Source organism: Mycobacterium sp. EPa45, from assembly GCF_001021385.1.
GTDB lineage: Bacteria > Actinomycetota > Actinomycetes > Mycobacteriales > Mycobacteriaceae > Mycobacterium.
On record NZ_CP011773.1, the window covers coordinates 2,989,197 to 3,006,768 of the forward strand.

At 63.8% G+C, this 17,572-nt stretch carries 19 protein-coding genes; 7 read left to right on the top strand and 12 right to left on the bottom strand.

Annotated features, from left to right (window positions below; translation table 11 throughout):
* Positions 1 to 3: 3 nt before the first annotated feature.
* Complete coding sequence (locus tag AB431_RS14195; protein ID WP_369803046.1) at positions 4 to 825, bottom strand: mycofactocin-coupled SDR family oxidoreductase; 822 nt, start codon at positions 823 to 825, stop codon at positions 4 to 6.
* A gap of 80 nt (positions 826 to 905) precedes the next feature.
* On the opposite strand from AB431_RS14195, the gene AB431_RS14200 reads away from it, so the two are divergent.
* Entirely contained in the window at positions 906 to 1,688 is a 783-nt protein-coding gene (locus AB431_RS14200; RefSeq protein ID WP_047330465.1) for an SDR family NAD(P)-dependent oxidoreductase, read from the top strand.
* Here AB431_RS14200 and AB431_RS14205 read toward each other — a convergent pair whose 3' ends face one another.
* Positions 1,689 to 2,723 (bottom strand): dihydrodipicolinate reductase, encoded by a 1,035-nt coding sequence (locus AB431_RS14205; RefSeq protein ID WP_082135896.1) that lies wholly within the window; start codon positions 2,721 to 2,723, stop codon positions 1,689 to 1,691.
* 65 nt (positions 2,724 to 2,788) lie between these two features.
* Positions 2,789 to 3,577, bottom strand: coding sequence for an SDR family NAD(P)-dependent oxidoreductase (locus tag AB431_RS14210; protein ID WP_047330467.1), 789 nt, complete (start codon positions 3,575 to 3,577; stop codon positions 2,789 to 2,791).
* Between the two features lie 79 nt (positions 3,578 to 3,656).
* Here AB431_RS14210 and AB431_RS14215 point away from each other — a divergent pair, with 79 nt between their 5' ends.
* Complete coding sequence (locus AB431_RS14215; protein WP_047330468.1) at positions 3,657 to 4,082, top strand: VOC family protein; 426 nt, start codon at positions 3,657 to 3,659, stop codon at positions 4,080 to 4,082.
* A 15-nt stretch (positions 4,083 to 4,097) separates the two neighbouring features.
* On the opposite strand, the gene AB431_RS14220 is transcribed toward AB431_RS14215, so the two are convergent.
* The gene (locus AB431_RS14220; RefSeq protein WP_047330469.1) at positions 4,098 to 5,708 is read right to left on the bottom strand and encodes a class I adenylate-forming enzyme family protein; all 1,611 of its coding nucleotides are present in this window, start codon (positions 5,706 to 5,708) and stop codon (positions 4,098 to 4,100) included.
* A 78-nt stretch (positions 5,709 to 5,786) separates the two neighbouring features.
* On the opposite strand from AB431_RS14220, the gene AB431_RS14225 reads away from it, so the two are divergent.
* The 5 genes from AB431_RS14225 to AB431_RS14245 are packed head-to-tail and all read left to right on the top strand — an operon-like array spanning position 5,787 to position 10,639.
* On the top strand, positions 5,787 to 6,344 hold the full coding sequence (locus AB431_RS14225) for a nuclear transport factor 2 family protein (protein WP_047333416.1): 558 nt from the start codon (positions 5,787 to 5,789) through the stop codon (positions 6,342 to 6,344).
* A 25-nt stretch (positions 6,345 to 6,369) separates the two neighbouring features.
* On the top strand, positions 6,370 to 7,602 hold the full coding sequence (locus AB431_RS14230; protein WP_047333417.1) for a CaiB/BaiF CoA-transferase family protein: 1,233 nt from the start codon (positions 6,370 to 6,372) through the stop codon (positions 7,600 to 7,602).
* Positions 7,599 to 8,834 (top strand): cytochrome P450, encoded by a 1,236-nt coding sequence (locus tag AB431_RS14235; RefSeq protein ID WP_144418259.1) that lies wholly within the window; start codon positions 7,599 to 7,601, stop codon positions 8,832 to 8,834. The genes AB431_RS14230 and AB431_RS14235 overlap by 4 nt, the downstream gene beginning before the upstream one ends.
* Entirely contained in the window at positions 8,831 to 10,327 is a 1,497-nt protein-coding gene (locus tag AB431_RS14240) for a class I adenylate-forming enzyme family protein (protein WP_047330470.1), read from the top strand. Before AB431_RS14235 ends, AB431_RS14240 begins: the two co-directional genes overlap by 4 nt.
* 12 nt (positions 10,328 to 10,339) lie before the next feature.
* The gene (locus AB431_RS14245) at positions 10,340 to 10,639 is read left to right on the top strand and encodes a hypothetical protein (RefSeq protein WP_047330471.1); all 300 of its coding nucleotides are present in this window, start codon (positions 10,340 to 10,342) and stop codon (positions 10,637 to 10,639) included.
* Here the strand turns inward: AB431_RS14245 and AB431_RS14250 are convergent.
* Genes AB431_RS14250 through AB431_RS14285 form a run of 8 tightly spaced genes read right to left on the bottom strand, consistent with a single transcriptional unit; the run spans position 10,636 to position 17,367 of the window.
* Positions 10,636 to 11,238, bottom strand: coding sequence for a TetR/AcrR family transcriptional regulator (locus AB431_RS14250; protein ID WP_082135897.1), 603 nt, complete (start codon positions 11,236 to 11,238; stop codon positions 10,636 to 10,638). The genes AB431_RS14245 and AB431_RS14250 overlap by 4 nt on opposite strands.
* A gap of 29 nt (positions 11,239 to 11,267) precedes the next feature.
* Positions 11,268 to 12,446, bottom strand: a complete 1,179-nt coding sequence (locus AB431_RS14255) for a lipid-transfer protein (protein WP_047330473.1) — start codon at positions 12,444 to 12,446, stop codon at positions 11,268 to 11,270.
* On the bottom strand, positions 12,443 to 12,895 hold the full coding sequence (locus tag AB431_RS14260) for a MaoC family dehydratase (RefSeq protein WP_047330474.1): 453 nt from the start codon (positions 12,893 to 12,895) through the stop codon (positions 12,443 to 12,445). Before AB431_RS14260 ends, AB431_RS14255 begins: the two co-directional genes overlap by 4 nt.
* Complete coding sequence (locus tag AB431_RS14265) at positions 12,892 to 14,004, bottom strand: acyl-CoA dehydrogenase family protein (RefSeq protein WP_047330475.1); 1,113 nt, start codon at positions 14,002 to 14,004, stop codon at positions 12,892 to 12,894. The genes AB431_RS14260 and AB431_RS14265 overlap by 4 nt, the downstream gene beginning before the upstream one ends.
* An 18-nt stretch (positions 14,005 to 14,022) precedes the next feature.
* Complete coding sequence (locus AB431_RS14270; protein ID WP_047330476.1) at positions 14,023 to 14,436, bottom strand: Zn-ribbon domain-containing OB-fold protein; 414 nt, start codon at positions 14,434 to 14,436, stop codon at positions 14,023 to 14,025.
* A 3-nt stretch (positions 14,437 to 14,439) separates the two neighbouring features.
* Positions 14,440 to 14,988, bottom strand: coding sequence for a MaoC family dehydratase N-terminal domain-containing protein (locus AB431_RS14275; protein WP_047330477.1), 549 nt, complete (start codon positions 14,986 to 14,988; stop codon positions 14,440 to 14,442).
* Between the two features lie 25 nt (positions 14,989 to 15,013).
* Positions 15,014 to 16,195 (bottom strand): acyl-CoA dehydrogenase family protein, encoded by a 1,182-nt coding sequence (locus tag AB431_RS14280; RefSeq protein WP_047330478.1) that lies wholly within the window; start codon positions 16,193 to 16,195, stop codon positions 15,014 to 15,016.
* A complete protein-coding gene (locus AB431_RS14285; RefSeq protein WP_047333419.1) occupies positions 16,195 to 17,367 on the bottom strand; it encodes a cytochrome P450 in 1,173 nt (390 codons plus the stop codon). The genes AB431_RS14280 and AB431_RS14285 overlap by 1 nt, the downstream gene beginning before the upstream one ends.
* Positions 17,368 to 17,572 lie beyond the last annotated feature (205 nt).

Consider the following 17,572-nt stretch of genomic DNA (forward strand, 5'->3'; position numbering starts at 1 on the left):
GGCTCAGCCTTGAGTGGCTCCCACGTCGATGCACATGGCGGATGCGGTGACGTAGCGCGATTCATCCGAGGCCAACCAGGCCACGGCATTCGCCACGTCTTCGGGCATCGTGACGGCGTTGGGAATCAGTTGCTTTCCGAATCCGTTGTGCAGGGCCGGATTCGAACTGGCAGCCTCAGCCATGGCGTCCAGCATCCGGCCGGTACCCATCGGCGTCGCGACTGAACCCGGATTGAGGCTGTTCACTCGGATGTCGTACTTGCCGAGCTCGGCGGCGAATGCACGTGCCAGGCCGACAACGGCGTGCTTGCTTGCGGTATAGGCGATCATGAATGGCTCGTAGGTGATGCCGGCCGCCGACCCGACGAGGATGATAGAACCGCCGCGGCCACCCGCGATCACGTGCTTGGCGCCGGCCATCACCGTGTTCCACGTCCCGACCAGGTTGACGTCGATAACGTCTCGGAAGTCACTCGGGGACACTTGATCCCACGGAGCAGGCACGCAGATACCTGCGTTGGCGACGATCACGTCGAGGCGACCGAGCTCGGCCACGGCATCGTCGACAGCGGCGCACAGGGCGTCGTGGTCGCGCGTGTCGACCGCCGCGGTGACGGCTTGCCGACCATTGGCGGTGACCAGCCTCGCGGTCTCCGCCAGATCGGCGGGGGTCGCCGAGTCGTAGGGCACAGACGGCGGGAGCGGGCCTGCGACGTCGATCAGGATGACGTCGGCACCGTCGGCGCTGAGCCGCATCGCGTGCGCACGACCCTGTCCGCGAGCGGCTCCCGTGATCAAGGCAACTCGGCCCGTCATGTCCGGCATGGCGCTAACCTACCCCAGCCCGATAACGAATCTTCTCGAAATTGGAGAGCTATCACTCTCGGCATCGGTAACCTCCCCCCATGGGAACTCTCGACCGTCGTACTGCTTTCATCCTCGGGGCTTCGGCGGGCATCGCGAAGGCGAGCGCGAAGCTGCTTGCCGCTGATGGCGCCACACTCTTTTTGTTGGGCCGCTCCTCTACGCGGTTGGAGGCTACTCGCGCAGAGATCATCGAGGGGGCGCCGGATGCGCACGTTGTGATCCAGAAGGGCGACCCGGAGGACGAGGAGACGGTCAAGGCCGCGGCGGAGGCCGCGCATGCGGTTGCGGGACGTCTCGACATCGTCGTCGGCACAGTCGCATCCGGTGGTACCGGGCCGCTGGTGGAGCAAGACCTGGACACCTTCACCAACTTCGTCATGGGCAACCTGCGGTCGAACTTTCTGGCGCTGCGTTACTCGGCGCCGCTGATGACCGACGGCGGGTCGATCGTGTTCGTGTCGTCCACGTCGTCGCACATTCCGATGGACGGGCTCGGCCATTATTCGGCTGGCAAGGCAGCGTTGGAGATGCTCATCCGCGTGGCAGCATCAGAACTCGGCCCGAAGCGAATTCGCGTCAATGCGGTGCGCCCGGGGCTCACCGAGGCCGCGACCACTCAGGGCTACATCCACCTGCCGGAGCTGACGACCAGCTTCTTGGAGCGGGTTCCGTTGGGGCGGCTCGGCGTTTCCGACGACATCGCCCCGGCGATCCGCTATCTCGCCGGCCCCGAGTCGAGCTGGGTGACTGGGCAGAGCTTCGCAATCGATGGCGGCAATGAAGTCAGGGGTGCGCCCCGCGGCCCGATGTTCACCGTGTGACTAGCCGAGGTCGAGTGCACCCTGCGGTGCCGTGATGGGCAGATCCAGCGAGGTCGCGATGCCGGGGGCGGCGTCGACGACGTAGGGGATCGCGTTGACGACCCGCATTGCCGTCGCCTCCATCGCGTTGTCGTTGGCCGACTCTGCGGTGTCCTCTGTGCCCAGTCGCAAGTCGCACTGCATGTGCGGACTGCCCTCGATGATCAAGCGATAGGTGCCGTTGGGTGCCGTCGCCCATTCCGGTGCCAAGTCGGGGGCCATCCGATTGATGTGCTCAATCGTGATCACGGGATGGCCATTGATGATGGCGCTGGTCTCGGCGCGCACGGCGCCTACGGTCCCGGCGGGAATGGTGCCGCACGCGACATGCAGATCCCGTGGCGTCAGCACGCGTTCGTACTTCTCTTCGACCCGTTCGATCTCGACGCCGAGTGCCTTGGCGACATAACCGATCGGCGGGCCCCAGGCGAACTGCTGCGCGCCCTCGAGTTCGAGCAACGGGGTGAAGTCGAGAGGCTCACCGAATCCCATGGCGGTGACCATCAGGTCCCGGTTCGGGTAAGCCGAGTAGTCGAAGATCTCTTGCGCGCGAATGGACCGGATGGTGTTCGACAGCGTCGTCAACAGCACGGCGAACTGATCACCCGCAAAGCCCGGCTCGATACCGGAGGTGTAGATGGTGACACCATTCGCCAGTGCCGCGGCGCGGACTTGATCGGCGAGCTCGGGAATCCACCTGTCGGGGAACATCATTCCGGGAGTGTTGGTGGTGACGACGTTGAGGCCTTCGTTCAACAGTCGCACATAATCCCGCACCGCCGCGGCATCCATTTCCGCGCTGGCAGCGCCGTAAATGACGCAGTCGGGCTTGAGCGCGATAATGTCATCGAGGTCGTTGGTGGTCGTCACCCCGATCGGTCCGAGCCCAACGATCTCCCCGGCGTCGCGCCCCGTTTTGTCCGGGCTGTGCACCCACACCCCGACCAGTTCGAGGTGCGGCCGGCGGACGATCGAGCGTATCGCCACACTGCTGATCCAGCCGGTGGAGATCACGGCAACCCTCAAGGGCCTGTCATTCACGGTGTTCTGCTCCTCGGGTGTCATAGATCGGGGATGGGAAGCGACGAATTAGGTCCTTGCAGGCCGCCGTCGACGACGAAAACGGAACTCGTCGCGTAACAGTCGCGGGTCGACAGGTATAGGGCGAGACGTCCGAGATCTGCCACATCGCCGACGCGGTGCAACGGGGTCAGTTCCTTGAGCTTCTCCTCGGATCCGGGCATGAGGTCGAAGCTGGACTGCAGACCAGTCGTCATAAACGCGCCGAGCGCGATGGCGTTCACCCGGATCTTCGGCGCCAGTTCCTGCGCCATTGCGCGGGTGAGTGCCTCCAGACCGCCCTTGGCGACGGAATAGGGCAGCAGTCCACGGATGCCGAATCGGCCTGCACCCGAGGAGATGTTGACGATCGAACCGCGACCAACCGTCAGCATATGGGGCACCACGAGTTGACTCATGATGAACGCGGAGGTGACGCAGTAGTCGAAGGTGTTGCGCAGGTTCTCGTCGGTGAGGCGCAGGAACGGACCGTACGTCGCGAAGCCCACGTTGTTGATCAGGATGTCGATGCGGCCGAATTCGTCGACGGCGGTCTGAACCACGCGTTCGCTGTCCTCGCGCTGGAGGGCGTCGGCGGTGATGGCAACACCGGTGCCGCCCGCGGCCCGGATCGCCTCGATGGTCTCTTCGACCTCCGATGAGGTGCGGGCGGTGCCGACGACTGTGGCGCCGGCCTCGGCGAGCACCTTGGCTATTCCTTCTCCGACGCCGCGCCCGGCGCCCGTCACGATCGCCACTTGTCCGTCGAGTTGAAACTGTTCGAGTGCCACGCGTGGAATCTACCGGAGTGAGAATAATCATTGACGTCAAACGAGAACATTGATTTCACATCGGAAATAGAGTTGCCCTATGACACCGTCGCCTCCACTGCCCCTGTTGCATCATGTTGTGTTCGCGCTGGCGCCAGAGCGTCTTGACGATGCGGCGAACTACCTCACCGACCTGGGTTTCCAGTTTCAGGCGTTCGAGCACGCTGAATTGGGCTTGCAGGTTCGGCTCGACTGGGACCGCGGTTTTGAGCTCATCTCACCGACGGCGGCAGCACCGACCGGACCTGGGACTGCCGCTGATTTCCTGGCGCGCCACGGCGACGGGTTGTTCTCCGCTGTCGTGCGGGTAGCGGATTGTGATGCCGCTGAGCACATCGCGGCGCGGCACGGCGTGAAGTCGGATTTTCGTCAGCACGTCGAGGGCGATGGCTTTGAGGTGACCGAAGTGAAAGCGGTTCCTTTCCTTGGGATCCCGCTGACATTTCTCGAAACGAACTTGCCGTGAGCGAGCGAAGTTCACTCAGCGGGCGGTGAGTAGCCGGCTCAACTGACCGGCGAGATCGGCCTTCTTGACCTTCCCGGTCGCCGTGAAGGGCAGTTCCGCCTTCGTCGTGATCCAGATGAACTTGGGGACCTTGTAGGCCGACAGCATGGACCGAACCTGGGTACGTAACTCGTCGCCGTCCAGGACCGTGGATCCGCGGGGCACGACCGCGGCGGCGACGACGGTCCCATGCTGGCCATCCTCCGCGCCCACGACGTACGCCTCGAGAACTCCGTCGCACGCCGACAATGCCTGTTCGACCTCACTCGGCGTGACGTTGGTACCGCCTCCCGTCTTGATGAGATCGCCGAGACGGCCGGTGTACTTGATCCACCCGTCGTCGTATTGCACTCCGCAATCGCCGGTGCGGTAGTAGCCGTCGGGTGTGAAGACGTCCTCGCGCTCACGCTTGTACAAGCGCTGCATCATCGAATACCCGCGCACCCAGATTTCGCCGGCGGTGCCGACGGGAACAGGTTCGAGGGTCTGGGGGTCCACCAGCAGGTGGGTCAGTCCGTCGATGGAGTAGCCGCCTGTCTCGGCTCGATCGTGCGGTTGCGCTGGATACGGGTCCACCCCGATGTGGTTTCCGCACAGTTCTGTCATTCCAAGAGCATTCGGGCCTTTCGGCCGCCGCTCTGGCGCGACCATGGCGGGCATGCTGGTTCGTTGCACCGAACTCATATCTCGCTTCGGGAAGTCCGGATGCTCGGCGAGTGTCTTGCCCTGCTGCGGCCAACCCAGTGTGATCGTGGCGCGGTGCTTTTCGATGAGCTCGAGAGCCTCGGCCGCATCGAACGCGGGCTGCGTGACCAGGGTCGCGCCATGGTGGATCACCGCGTGCACTCCGGTGATCAGCCCCCCGACCCAAAAGAACGGCATGGCGGTGAACATCACCGTGTCGGGCGCGACGCCGTAATGGAACGTGAGGTTGTACGTGTGCCGAACCAGCGCGCCGTGGCTGTGCACGGGCGCCTTGGGGTCGCCGGTGCTGCCCGACGTGTAGATGATCATCGCGTCGTCGGCTGGCGTGACGCAGGCTTCCGCGTCCAGCAGAAAGTTCGCGTCGATGCCGTCGGGCAGCGCGTTGGGCAATGGAGTGATCCACGGCCGGTCGCTGTTGCCCCAGACCGCGATAGTGCGCAAATACGGTGCCCCCGGCACGGTGATGCGTCCTGGTGTCGCCAGTTCAGCGAGTCCGGGCAGCGCCTCTTCGAGAAGCTTCACGAAGTCCTGATTGCGGAACGAACTCCACGCGAGGATCGCCTGCAGATCGGCATGCTGCGTGGTCCAAGCCAATTCGGAAGCCTTGTAGAAGGTGTTGAGTGGAACCGCGACCGCACCGATGCGGGTGGCGGCGAACCACGCGAGGACCCACTCCACGCTATTGGGCATCAGGATGCCGACATGGTCACGTTTTCCGATGCCGAGGGCCAGCAGCTGCGCAGCCAACTGGGCCGACCGCAGGTCCAGCTCGGCGTAGCTGAGCTGCTCTTCCCCGGCGATGAGGAAGGTTTTGGCGCCGAAGCGTGCCGCGCTCGATCGCACCAACGCCGGAACGGTTGGGGTGATGGCAGGAAAGGGCATGACTGGAAACTCTACCGAACACGAGAATACTTGTTCTCGTATGCTGCCAATGGCCCTTACACTGGGCCGGTGGACGGTATGGAAGACGACGCTCTGGCGGCGCGTCTCGATCGGATCGAATCGAGTCTCGCCCTGGCCCAGTTGCCCAGCCGGTACGCGATCGCGCTCGATTCCCGTGACGTCGATGCGCTGGTGGAGCTGTTCGTCGACGATGTCGAAGCCGGGACCGAAGGCCGCGGCAGAGACGCGTTGGAGCGCTGGTACGACCGCGTGCTCCGGCGGTTCTACCGAAGCATCCATCTGATCTGCGGTCACCAGTTCGATTTCCTCGACAGCGATCATGCCACCGGCTCGGTGTACTGCAGAGCCGAGCACGAAGACGGCGACGGCTGGTATGTCATCACCATGCGGTACGACGACGTTTACGAACGCAGGGACGGCCGGTGGTTTTTCGTCAAGCGACGCGAACATCCCTGGTACTCGGTCGACGTCACCGAACGCCCCGGCCCGGAATTCATCCGGTGGCCCGCCGATTTCCCGCTTCGTGCCGCCATGCCCCAGCGAATGGAATCGTGGCAACGGTTCTGGAGTGCCGGAGACCCGGCCCTGCCCGCACGATTGTCCGCTCGACCCTGAGTTGCCGCGGCTACTCACCAAACAACTGGAGGACGTCATTTCCACCGACAAAGTGCTCAACGGTGTGCGTGTGCTCGAAGTCGCCGCGTGGACATTCGTGCCATCGGCGGGCGCGGTGCTCGCGGAATGGGGGGCCGAGGTCATCAAGATCGAGCCTCGAAACGGCGGGGACCCGCAACGTGGCCTCGTCACGATGGGCATCGTCGACGCGGGCAGCAATGCGGTCAACTACATGATCGAGATCCCCAACCGTGGCAAGAAATCGGTCGGCGTCGACCTGAGCACGCCAGGCGGCCAGGAGGTGGTACGGGAACTCGCCAAGACATGCGACGTATTCCTGACGAGCTACCTGCCCCATCGCCGGAAGAAGATGGGTATCGACGTCGAGGACATCCGGGCGGTCAATCCGAGCATCGTCTACGTTCGGGGATCGGGGCACGGCCCCAAGGGGCCCGACGCCGATAAGGCCGGCTATGACGGGGTGTCCTATTGGGCGCGGGGCGGTATCGCCACGGTACTGACCGAGGAGCATGACGAATTGGTGAGGTCCCGGCCTGCGTTCGGAGATCTCCTGGGCGGCATGACGATCGCGGGCGGCATTGCGGCGGCGTTGTACAAGAAGGCCACCACAGGTGAGGGCTCGGTGGTAGATGTCTCGCTACTCGGCTTGGCGGCATGGAATCTCAGCCCTGATGTCGCGGTCAGCCAGATACACGGCGGCAGTGCGATTCCCAAGTACGGTCACGCGGACGCGCCCAATCCGCTGGTGGGAACGTACCTCACCAAGGACGGGCGGTACGTGCAACTGATGATGCTGCAGCTCGACCGGTTTTACCCGGAGGCCATGCAGGCGTTCGGATTGCCAGAGCTGATCGACGATCCACGCTTCGCCGACGCAGCGTCGCGGTACGAGAACCGGGTCGAATTGATCGAAATTTTGGATGGGGTGTTCGCCCAGCGGACGTTGGCGCAATGGCGCGACGCGCTGGCTGGATTGTCCGGGGCGTGGTCTGTGGTTCAAACTCCGGGGGAGCTGTGTGAGGACCTTGCCGTGACCGCCAACGGCTATATCGCGCACACGACGACGATGAGCGGCACCCCATACGCGCTGCCCACCAATCCCGTTCAGTTCGACGAGGAGCCAGTGGTACCACCGGGAGCGCCCGAACACGGTCAGCACACCGAGGAGGTCCTGATGGATGCGGGCCTCAGTTGGGAAGCGATCGAAAAGTACAAGGAATCCGGGGCAATTCTGTGACCATTGACGAGCCCGCGGTTACCGATGCTTCGCTGGAGTTCGATCCCTTCTCCGAAGAGTTCTTCAACGGCGCCTATGACACTTACCGGCGGCTGCGGGACGAGCGACCGGTCTACTACAACGCTAAATGGGACTTCTGGGCGCTGTCCCGCTACGCGGATGTCGCACCTGCCACCAAGGATCACGAGACATATTCCTCGGCCAAGGGTGCCACGCTGGATGCGGTCAAGGGACATGACGACGCGATTCCGCCGCCCAAGGTGATCATCTCGATGGATCCGCCCGAGCATCAGAAGATGCGCAAGCTGGTGAGCAACGTCTTCACTCCACGCGCCATCGCGTCGCTCGAGGACATGGTGCACGAGAAGATCCATGAGCGCCTGAATGCCTTGGATCCGTCGTCATTCGACGTGGTGGCGGAGTTCTCGGCGCTCTTCCCCAATGACGTGATCACCACGATGCTCGGTGTTCCCGAAGAGGACCGCAACCAGATCCGACTATGGCTGGACCTCCTTCTGAAGCGCCGCCCCGGTGAGATCGCTGTTCCGCCTGAGGGTTTCGAGGCTTCGATGAACACAGGCATCTATTACTACAACTTGATCCAGCAGCGACGTGCGCAACCGCAGGACGACATGATCAGCCGGCTCATCGAAACCGAGATCGAGCGCGACGGAGTCGTCGAGAAGCTGACCGATGTCGACATCGCGGGCTTTGCCACGTTGCTCGGTGGAGCGGGTGCGGAAACGGTGACCAAACTCGTCGGCAATGCAATCGTGGCCTTCGCCGAATTCCCGGACCAGTGGCGCAAATTGCGCGAGGACAGGAGCAAGATCCCGGCCGCGGTCGAGGAGCTGCTGCGGTTCGAAGCACCGTCCCAGTACCAGGTGCGCACGGCGACTCGTGACGTCACCCTCCATGGCACGACGATCCCCGCCGGAAGCGCAGTCCTGCTGTTGACTGCCGCGGCGACGCGAGACGAGCGGATGTTCCCGGATCCCGACCGAGTCGATATCGACCGGGAACGCAAGATGGGTTTCAACCTCGCGTTCGGGTACGGCATACACAGCTGTCTCGGTGCGGCCTTGGCGCGAATGGAGAGTCGCATCGCATTGGACGCGCTGCTGGACGTGATCCCGGAGTACGACGTCGACCGGGCCGGGTTGAAACGCGTAGCCATGTCGAATGTGGCCGGGTGGTCGAATGTGCCGGTGCGACGGGTCCAGGTGCGATGAGCATCTCGCTGTTGCTGGAGATGGCAGTATCCGCGAATCCGGACCGCATTGCAGTGGTGTCGGATGGGATGCGGCTGACGACGAAGGATCTCAGCGCGCTCGCCGACGGCGGTGCGGGCGTCGTGTCGTTGCAGGGTGGCGCAACGGTGGTTTACGTCGGCACAGGCGGCGCCGCGCTGCCCATCGTGATGTTCAGCGCGGCGCGTGCCGCGCGTACCTTCTGCCCCTTGAACTACCGGCTGAGTCGGACGGGTCTGCATGAACTGATCGAGCGGTTACCCAACCCCCTTGTCGTGGCAGATGCCGAGTACGTCGACATCGTCGCGTCTGAAGGCAGAAAAATCGTCGAAACCGGTGAGTTCATCGCCGCTGCGCGGGATGCGATGCCCGCAGTTGAGGTTGGCGACCCCGACGATGTCGGCGTCGTTCTCTTCACATCGGGTACGAGCGCGCAGCCGAAGGCGGTCGAGCTCACCCACAACAACTTGACCAGTTACGTGATGGGCACAGTCGAATTCGCCTCTGCCGACGACTGCGACGCAGCGCTGGTGTGCGTTCCGCCGTACCACGTCGCGGGTGTCGGGGCTGTGCTTTCCAATCTCTACGCGGGGCGTAAGGCGGTTTACCTGCGGAACTTCGACCCACATGCGTGGTTAGATCTGGTCGTCGGCGAAGGGGTCACCACCGCCACTGTCGTTCCGACGATGCTCGATCGCATCGTTGGCACCCTCGAAATGCGGCCGACAGAACTCCCAACCCTGCGCAATCTTGCCTACGGAGGCTCGAAAGTTCCGCTGCCGCTTGTTCGTAAAGCCCTCACGCTACTGCCGGGCGTTGGCTTTGTGAACGCGTACGGTCTCACCGAAACCAGTTCGACGATCGCCGTCCTGACTCCCGAAGACCACATGGCGGCGATCGAGACGACGGATCTGCGCGTCGCCCGCAGGTTGGGCTCGGTCGGGCGCCCCGTGCCGGGCGTCGAGGTGCAGATACGGGGCGAAGACGGCACCGTGCTAGGGGTCGATGAGGTGGGCGAGCTGTTCGTGCGCGGCGAACAGGTCTCCGGCCGGTATACCGGAATCGGCTCCGTCCTCGATGCGGACGGCTGGTTCGCTACGCGCGACACTGCCTGCATCGACGGCGAAGGGTATCTGTTCATCGGCGGGCGCAGCGACGACACCATCATCCGGGGCGGGGAGAACATCGCGCCTGCGGAAATCGAGGACGTGCTGGTTGAGCATCCCTACGTTCACCAGGTGGCGGTCGTCGGCGTCGAGGATCCGCACTGGGGTCAACTCATCGTCGCGGCGGTGGTGCCGGCCGCGGGAGCCGCACCCGACGCCGAAGAGCTGCGCCAATTCGCCCGGGCTAGGCTTCGTGGTTCTCGCACTCCCGACCGCGTGGTGTTCCTCGGTAGTCTGCCCACGACGGCAACCGGAAAGGTGGTGCGGCGCACACTGATCGAACAGCTATCCCTTGAGCCGGCAGAGTAGGAGAAGGTACATATGAAATCGGGCTCACGGCTGCAGAGCCAGGTGTGTGACACGCAGGTCATCGTGGTGCGAGCGTCGGATGGTCTCCTGGATCTCCGATGCGGCGGCGCACCTATGGTCGCGCTGGACGCGGAGAAGGACGCATCACTGATCCTCGATCCGCGACTCAGTGACGGCGCGGTGATGGGCAAACGCTATATCGACGAAGACGGTGCCGAACTCCTCGTGACCAAAGCTGGGGCAGGAACGCTGGCCGTCGGCGACACGCCGATGAGCTTGAAGGAGGCGAAGCCGCTACCCGCCAGTGACTAACGTCGCCGCGTGCGGTCGTCGACAAAGCCGCGCACGACGTGATCACGAACGAAATCGGCGACGGCGTCGTCGTCCTGGAGATCGAAATATGGGGACGGTGTCGTGAAGAGCGAGAAGAGCATTCGCGCGAACCACTCTGATGCCGACCGCACGTCAAGGTCGCCACGGACTTCGCCGGTGACCCGGGCTGCGGCGACGTACGGCGCGAGAAACTCCGCACACTCCTGTAGCAGCGTCGCGGCGTTCTTGGTCAACATGAGGTTGACTTCCTCGGAGTCGAAATACACCTCGGGTTCCACCGTCCGGCGTGCTTGCGCGACGAACACCGCCGCGCGCACCAACCTGCCCTCCAGCGTGCTGCCGCCGTGCCGATCGATTGCGGTAGCCATGTTGCGGTAGAAGCGGTGCGAGGCCGCTTCCGCGCACGCCTCGACTATCGTCTCCTTGTCGCGGAAGTACTCGTAGATGGTGCTGCGCGAGACGTCTGCGGCGCGGGCGATGTCGACGATCGTGGTCTTACGCAGACCCGTCGTACGGAAGCACGCGAACGCGGCCGAAATGATCACCTGCCTGGTGTCGGCCGCTGTCGCCTGAGTCACGTCGGAGTCCACCGCACGACATTAGCCGGTCAGCCGGCGGGAGCCAGGATGAGACCGCTGGTCGGCACCCCGGTACCCGAGGTGACCAGTACATGCTCGACGTTGTCCACCTGGTTGTAGGACGTGCCGCGGACCTGACGGACGCCTTCGGTGATGCCGTTCATCCCGTGGATGTACGCCTCGCCGAGCAGGCCGCCGTTGGTGTTGATCGGCATACGGCCGCCCAACGACAGCTCCTCGACCGAAACGTAATCCTTGGCTTCACCGCGGCCGCAGAACCCGAGTTCCTCCAGCTGTGTGAACACGAACGGGGTGAAGTGGTCGTAGAGGAACGCCGTCGAGATGTCCTCCGGCTTCAGTCCGGAGTCGCGCCAGAGTTTGTTGCCGACCACGCCCATCTCGGGCAGCCCGGTGATGTCCTCGCGGTAGTAGCTCGTCATCACTTCGCCGTCGAAGGCCGCACCCTGAGCGGCGGCGGTGATCACCGCGGCGGGATTGGGCAGATCACGCGCGCGCTCGACGCTGGTGACCACCATGGCGACACCGCCATCGCTCTCCTGGCAGCAATCCAGCAGGCGCACAACGGGTTCGATGATCCAGCGCGACGCCTGGTGGTCTTCGATGGTGATCGGTTTACCGTAGAACCACGCGTCGGGATTCGTTGCTGCGTGCTTGCGGTCGATCACCGAGATCTTGCCGTAGTCGGCGTTGGTCACCCCATAGGTCGACATGTAGCGCTGGGCATGTAGGGAGACCCACGCGGCCGGCGTCATGAAGCCGAACGGTGCGTACGGCGCCATCCACAGTGGAGTGACGCCGGGTTGGCGACCGGCGCCGCCGAATCGAAATCCCGAGCGCTCGTTGAAGGCTCGGTAGCAGACGACGGCCTCCGCCGCTCCGGTCGCGACCGCCATCGCGGCTTGCATGACGGTGCCTGCCGCGGCGCCGCCGCCATGGGGCACGCGGGTGAAGAACGACAGGTTCCCGATGCCGACGTTTCGTGCGACCTCGATCTCTTCGTTCTCATCGACGGTGAAGGTCACCATGCCGTCGATGTCGGACGGGCGCAGGCCCGCGTCGTCGATGGCGGCTTTCACCGCCTCGCAGGCGAGCTGCATTTCAGTGCGTCCGGATTCCTTGGAGAACTCGGTCTGTCCTATGCCGGCGATCGCGGCCTTGCCGCCGATGCCGTCCGCCGGCCTGCTCATGCGGTGACACCGTCGAGCAAGCTGAGCACGGCGGTGCCACTGACGTGGTCACCGAGCCTGTTGGTGCCCTTCAGCTCGACCTCGATCAGCCCCTCGTCTCCGGACGCCGACTTCCCGGTCACGCTTCCGGTGAAGTGCAGCGGATCATTCGGAAACGCGGGCACGCCCAAACGGATCGACAGCTTCTTGACCAATGCTTCGGGACCGGCCCAGTCGTGCAGGAACTTCACGCACAGCCCGTTGGTGGTCAGGATGTTGAGGAAGATGTCGGGGGAACCCTGCCCGGTGGCGAAGTCCCGATCGTGGTGAACGGGCATGTAATCACGCGATGCAATCGCGCCCGCGACGACCAGGGTCGTCGTGACCGGAACGTCCATCGGGGTGATCTCGTCACCGACGTTGATCTCGTTCCAGGCCAAGGTCGTTCGTCGAGTTGCGGTGGAGGTCATCGGGTTCCTTCCGAATATGTGTTGCCGAGGCGGGCCAGCTGCTGGGACGCGGAACCGAGTGCGAGCTCGATCTGCTTGCCCCACAGGAAGTAACGAGATAGCGGATAGGTGATGTCGATACCCATGCCACCGTGAACCTGCTGGGCGGTGGCGACGACGCGCGCGCCGGCCTCGGCCGCCCAGAACTTGGCGATCGCGGCCTCACGTTCGGCCGGCCGCTCCTCGTCGATCAACCAGGCCGCGTGCCAGGTGGTCCAGCGGATCGCCTCGGTGTCGATGAAGGCATCGGCCATCCGCTGTTGTACCGCCTGGAAAGAGCCGATCGGACGGCCGAACTGCTCGCGCTCGGTGGTGTACGACGCCGCGAGTCGTAGTGCGCGCTCGGTGACACCTACCTGCATGGCGCATAGACCGACAAGCGCGCGGGTGTGCAGCGCACGCACGGCGTCGGGACTCCGGTCGCCGTCGAGACGACGACCGGTCACGCCGGTGAGCGTGACGTCCGCGTACGGTTCACCGTTGGTGGTGTTGACCGGGGAGACCTCGAGGCCGGTGGCATCGGAGTCGACGGCGAACAGGGCCGGTCCGTCGTCGGCGAGCGCAGACACCAGGATGGCGTCGGCCAACTGGGCGGAGGGCACCAGCTCTTTCACGCCGTCGATCCGCCATCCGTCGCCGTCACGCTGTGCGGTGGTGACGCGCGGTGCCGCCGGGTCCGAATTGCCCGGCTCAGCGAGCGCGGCGGTGAGGATCGTACTGCCGTCGACCACACCTGGCAGGTATTTGTCCTTAAGCGCCGAATCCCCCTGGCGCGCAATGGTGTCGGCGCCGAGTACGAGCGTGGAGTACACCGGTACCGGTGCGACGCTCCAGCCCACCTCGGCAAGCAGTACACCGAGTTCGAGGAAACCGCCGCCACTGCCGCCTACTGATTCGGGCAGTGAGATACCGAGGAGGTCGGCCGAGGCGAGTTCGCTCCACAACGCGGCGTCGTAGCGCACCTCACCCGACTCCAGTTCGGTGAGGTGCTCAGGTGTCGCGCGATGCTCGAAGAGCTGGCGCGCGACCTTGCCGACGGTCTCCTGGTCCTCGGTAAAAGAGAAATCCATGGTGTGTTCAGCTTCCGGTCAGGATGCGGGCCGGAATTGGTGTAGAACCAATTCCTCTCCGCTGGGCAGGGCTTCGAAGGTGTCGTAGAAGACTTCGACCGACATATCCGTTTTGATATCGGCCGGGTCGATCTCGCACAGGTTCGAGACGATACGAACCCCCTCGTCGAGTTCGATGAGTGCGACAACGTAGGGGTACTGAAGAAACGGCAGTGGCGGATACTGTGGCATCACGAAGCTGTAAACCGTTCCGCGGCCGGTGGATACCACGTAATCCCAATTCAGCGACTGGCAGTTGCCGCACATCGGGCGCGGCGGCACTCGCAACGTCTGACAGTCGGTGCACCGCTGGATTCTGAGCTCGTGTTCCTTGAGGCCCGACCAGAAGAACTCGGTGTCGGGGCTGATCGAGGGAGCGAGTCGATTGGCCACGCGTCATTCGCCCTTCTTGAACCGCAGCGTCCGGAAGCGCTGGCGTCCGATGACTTCGCCGTCCTGATTGCGGTATGTCGTGATCCAGGTGACGAAGAACCCGGTACCCATCGCGGTCTTCTTCTCGTCGGAGATGGTTTCGAAAACGGTTTCGGCAGTCAGGTCGTCACCGACCCGCGGGTAGCGCTCGATCTCGAACTCCGAGTTCGTTGCGACGATGCCGGTGTATCCGGCGTCGCTGAGGAACTGCAGTGGATTCTCACCGAGCTCGATAGGCACGCCGTCGCGTTCCAGGATGCCCTCGATTTTGGGCGGCGCCATGGTCCACGTCTGCAGCATGACCGGCGGGGACACCAGCCCACCGTGGCGCGAATTCTTCGCGAAATCCTCGTCCAGGTATGCAGGGTTGAAGTCACTGAGCGCGTACGCCCAGTGGCGGATCATGGGCGCGTTCACCGGATCTGGCGAACGTACAGGCTGGCCCGAGCTGATCGGTTGACCGATGAGCGCATCGAGTTTGGCGCGCAGACCCTCGTCGGTGGTGTTTGTCACGTGGTGATCCCTTTCCTGTGAGTCCCTAGGAGGCGCGCATGTCACGAGGTGCCCGCGGCATCCCGAGACCTGCCATGGCGATGATGTCGCGTTGGAGCTCGTTGGCGCCCCCGCCGAAGGTGTTGATGACGGCCAGACGGTAGGCGCTTTCCAATTCGCCTTTCAAAGGAGCCGCGGCGCCCTTTCGCACCCCCGCCTGGCCCACGATGTCGAGTAGTTCGCGGGCCACCTGCTGGGTGAGCTCCGTGCCGAAAACCTTGGCCGCCGAGGCCTCGCCCATTCCTAGGCCACCGGCGCTCATCGTGGAATTCACTCGTAGGTTCAGCAGCCGGTAGGCCGCGACCTGCGCCTCAACGCGGGCGAGTGCCTGCTGTACCCACGGTTGGTCGATGACCAGGCCGTCGTCCAGCGGCGTGCTTCTCGCCCACTCGAGCGTCTTGGCGAACAGCGGTTCGAGGGCGCCGAGGTTTCCGAGCGCTGCCCGTTCGAGGTTGAGCTGGTTGGTGACCAGTTTCCAGCCTTCATTCTCGCCGAGCACGATCGAGCTGACGGGCACGCGTACGTCGTCGTAGAAGGTGTAGTAGGTGGACACCCCAGGCATGGTGTGCAGTGGCTTCCAGGAAAATCCCGGTGCGGTTGTCGGCACCATGAAGACCGTGATGCCCTTGTGCTTCTTGACATTCGGGTCGGTGCGGGCGGCCAGCCAGATGTAATCCGCGAATTCAGCGCCACTGGTGAACATCTTGGAACCGTTGATCACGAACTCGTCGCCGTCCCGGACGGCGGTGGTGCGCAGCGATGCGAGGTCGCTGCCTGCACCAGGTTCGGAGTAGCCGATGGCGAAGTCGACTTCACCTTTGAGGATCGCCGGCAGGAATTCGTTTTTCTGGGCGTCGGTCCCATACTGGATCAGTGTGGGGCCCACCGTATTCAACGTGATCATCGGCAACGGGGCATTCACCCGACGGGCTTCTTCGCCGAAGATGTATTGCTCGAGTGCCGTGAGACCGTGTCCGCCGTACTCGACGGGCCATGCGACACCGAGCAGGCCGGCCGCGCCCAGCGCGCGGCGGCACTCTGTCATGGCCGCGCCACCCTCCATCAACCCCGCGACGGCGGCGCGCCGCTCCGGCGTCATGACGGCTTCGAGCCGTTCGCGGTAGTCCTTGCGCAGCTGTTCCTGCTCCGGGGTGAAGTCGAAGTCCATCAGACACTCGCTCCCAGTCGCACCGGCATGCGTTTGACGCCCGGCACCATCGTGGCGCGTAACCGGGTGACATCGCCGGTCAGTTCGATCGTCGGGTAGGTGCCCAGCAGTACCTCGAACATGATTCTGGCCTCCAATCGTGCGAGCTGAGCACCCAGGCAGGCGTGCTCACCGGCACCGAACGCTATGTGCGGGTTTGGATTTCGGGTGATGTCGAAGCTCTCGCTGGTCGGCCCGAAGATGTCCTCGTCGCGATTGGCCGAGCCGTACAACATAACGACGGTATCCCCGGCCTTGATCTGCTGGCCGCGGATCTCGATGTCTTGGGTGGCCTGGCGAGCCATGTGCGTCACCGGGCTGGTGAAGCGCAGCATTTCCTCGACCGCGGTAGGCAGGAGTTCGGGATTGGCCCGCAGGAGGGCGAACTGATCGGGGTGCTCGATGAGCGCCAATGTGCCCAGCGCTATGAGGTTGCGCGTGGTCTCGTTTCCCGCGACCAACAGCAGGAACGAAAAATTGAGCAAGTCTTCGTCGGTGAGCCGCTCGCCGTCGACCTCGGCCGCGGCGAGGATGCTCAGCAGGTCGTCCTGTCCGGTCAACTCCCCGGAGCGCCGAACTGAGATGAGTTTCAAGAAGTACTCATAGAGCTCTCCGAGCGCAACCAGGTGATCCATCTCGATATCGGGATCGGCCGCACCGACCGCCGCATCGGACCAAGTTCGGAAGCGTTCCCAATCTTCCGGCGGCGCGCCCAACATCTCGGCGATCAGCCGAGTCGGCAGGGGCGCGGCGATCTCCTCGGCGAACTCGTAGTCGCGCGAGGTATCGACATCGTCGACGATGCTTTTGACGATCTCGCGCACCTTGGGTTCGAGCAGCGCCACCTGCCGGCGAGTGAAGCCGCTGTTGATCAGCTTGCGCAGCTGCCGATGCCGGGGTGGATCGGTGAATATGAGGTTGCCCTCCTGCACCGGTTCCGGTTGGGAGGGATCGGGGATCGTGATGCCGCCGGTCGACGAGAACAGATGCGGGTGGCCTGATACGAAGCGCACATCCTCGTACTTGGTCAATGCCCAGAAGTTCGTGACGTCGTTCCACACCACCGGGCTGGTCTGGCGGAGCTCGCGATAGGCGGGATAGGGGTCACCGGCGTAGAAGTCCGGCGAGTGCAGAGGAAACGCTGTGGTGGGCACTGAAAGGCCTTCCTCGATGAGAAGCTGATCGTACACTCAGCGCGCAAATGTCTGTTGCAGGATGTGTCTACCGTAATGACATCAAGCGTGTCAATGTCGAGAATACGCTGCTAATCGGCCATTTCGTTGACGTGGCCGACGCACGCGGTGTACACAAAGGGACAAAGTGTAGGACTCGCGAGAA

Bases quoted from the DNA above. Each gene is read 5' to 3' on its own strand.
- AB431_RS14195 (WP_369803046.1), bottom strand. From the start codon at position 825: ATGCCGGACATGACGGGCCGAGTTGCCTTGATCACGGGAGCCGCTCGC.
- AB431_RS14200 (WP_047330465.1), top strand. From the start codon at position 906: ATGGGAACTCTCGACCGTCGTACTGCTTTCATCCTCGGGGCTTCGGCG.
- AB431_RS14215 (WP_047330468.1), top strand. From the start codon at position 3,657: ATGACACCGTCGCCTCCACTGCCCCTGTTGCATCATGTTGTGTTCGCG.
- AB431_RS14220 (WP_047330469.1), bottom strand. From the start codon at position 5,708: ATGCCCTTTCCTGCCATCACCCCAACCGTTCCGGCGTTGGTGCGATCG.
- AB431_RS14225 (WP_047333416.1), top strand. From the start codon at position 5,787: ATGGAAGACGACGCTCTGGCGGCGCGTCTCGATCGGATCGAATCGAGT.
- AB431_RS14240 (WP_047330470.1), top strand. From the start codon at position 8,831: ATGAGCATCTCGCTGTTGCTGGAGATGGCAGTATCCGCGAATCCGGAC.
- AB431_RS14245 (WP_047330471.1), top strand. From the start codon at position 10,340: ATGAAATCGGGCTCACGGCTGCAGAGCCAGGTGTGTGACACGCAGGTC.
- AB431_RS14255 (WP_047330473.1), bottom strand. From the start codon at position 12,446: ATGAGCAGGCCGGCGGACGGCATCGGCGGCAAGGCCGCGATCGCCGGC.
- AB431_RS14260 (WP_047330474.1), bottom strand. From the start codon at position 12,895: ATGACCTCCACCGCAACTCGACGAACGACCTTGGCCTGGAACGAGATC.
- AB431_RS14265 (WP_047330475.1), bottom strand. From the start codon at position 14,004: ATGGATTTCTCTTTTACCGAGGACCAGGAGACCGTCGGCAAGGTCGCG.
- AB431_RS14280 (WP_047330478.1), bottom strand. From the start codon at position 16,195: ATGGACTTCGACTTCACCCCGGAGCAGGAACAGCTGCGCAAGGACTAC.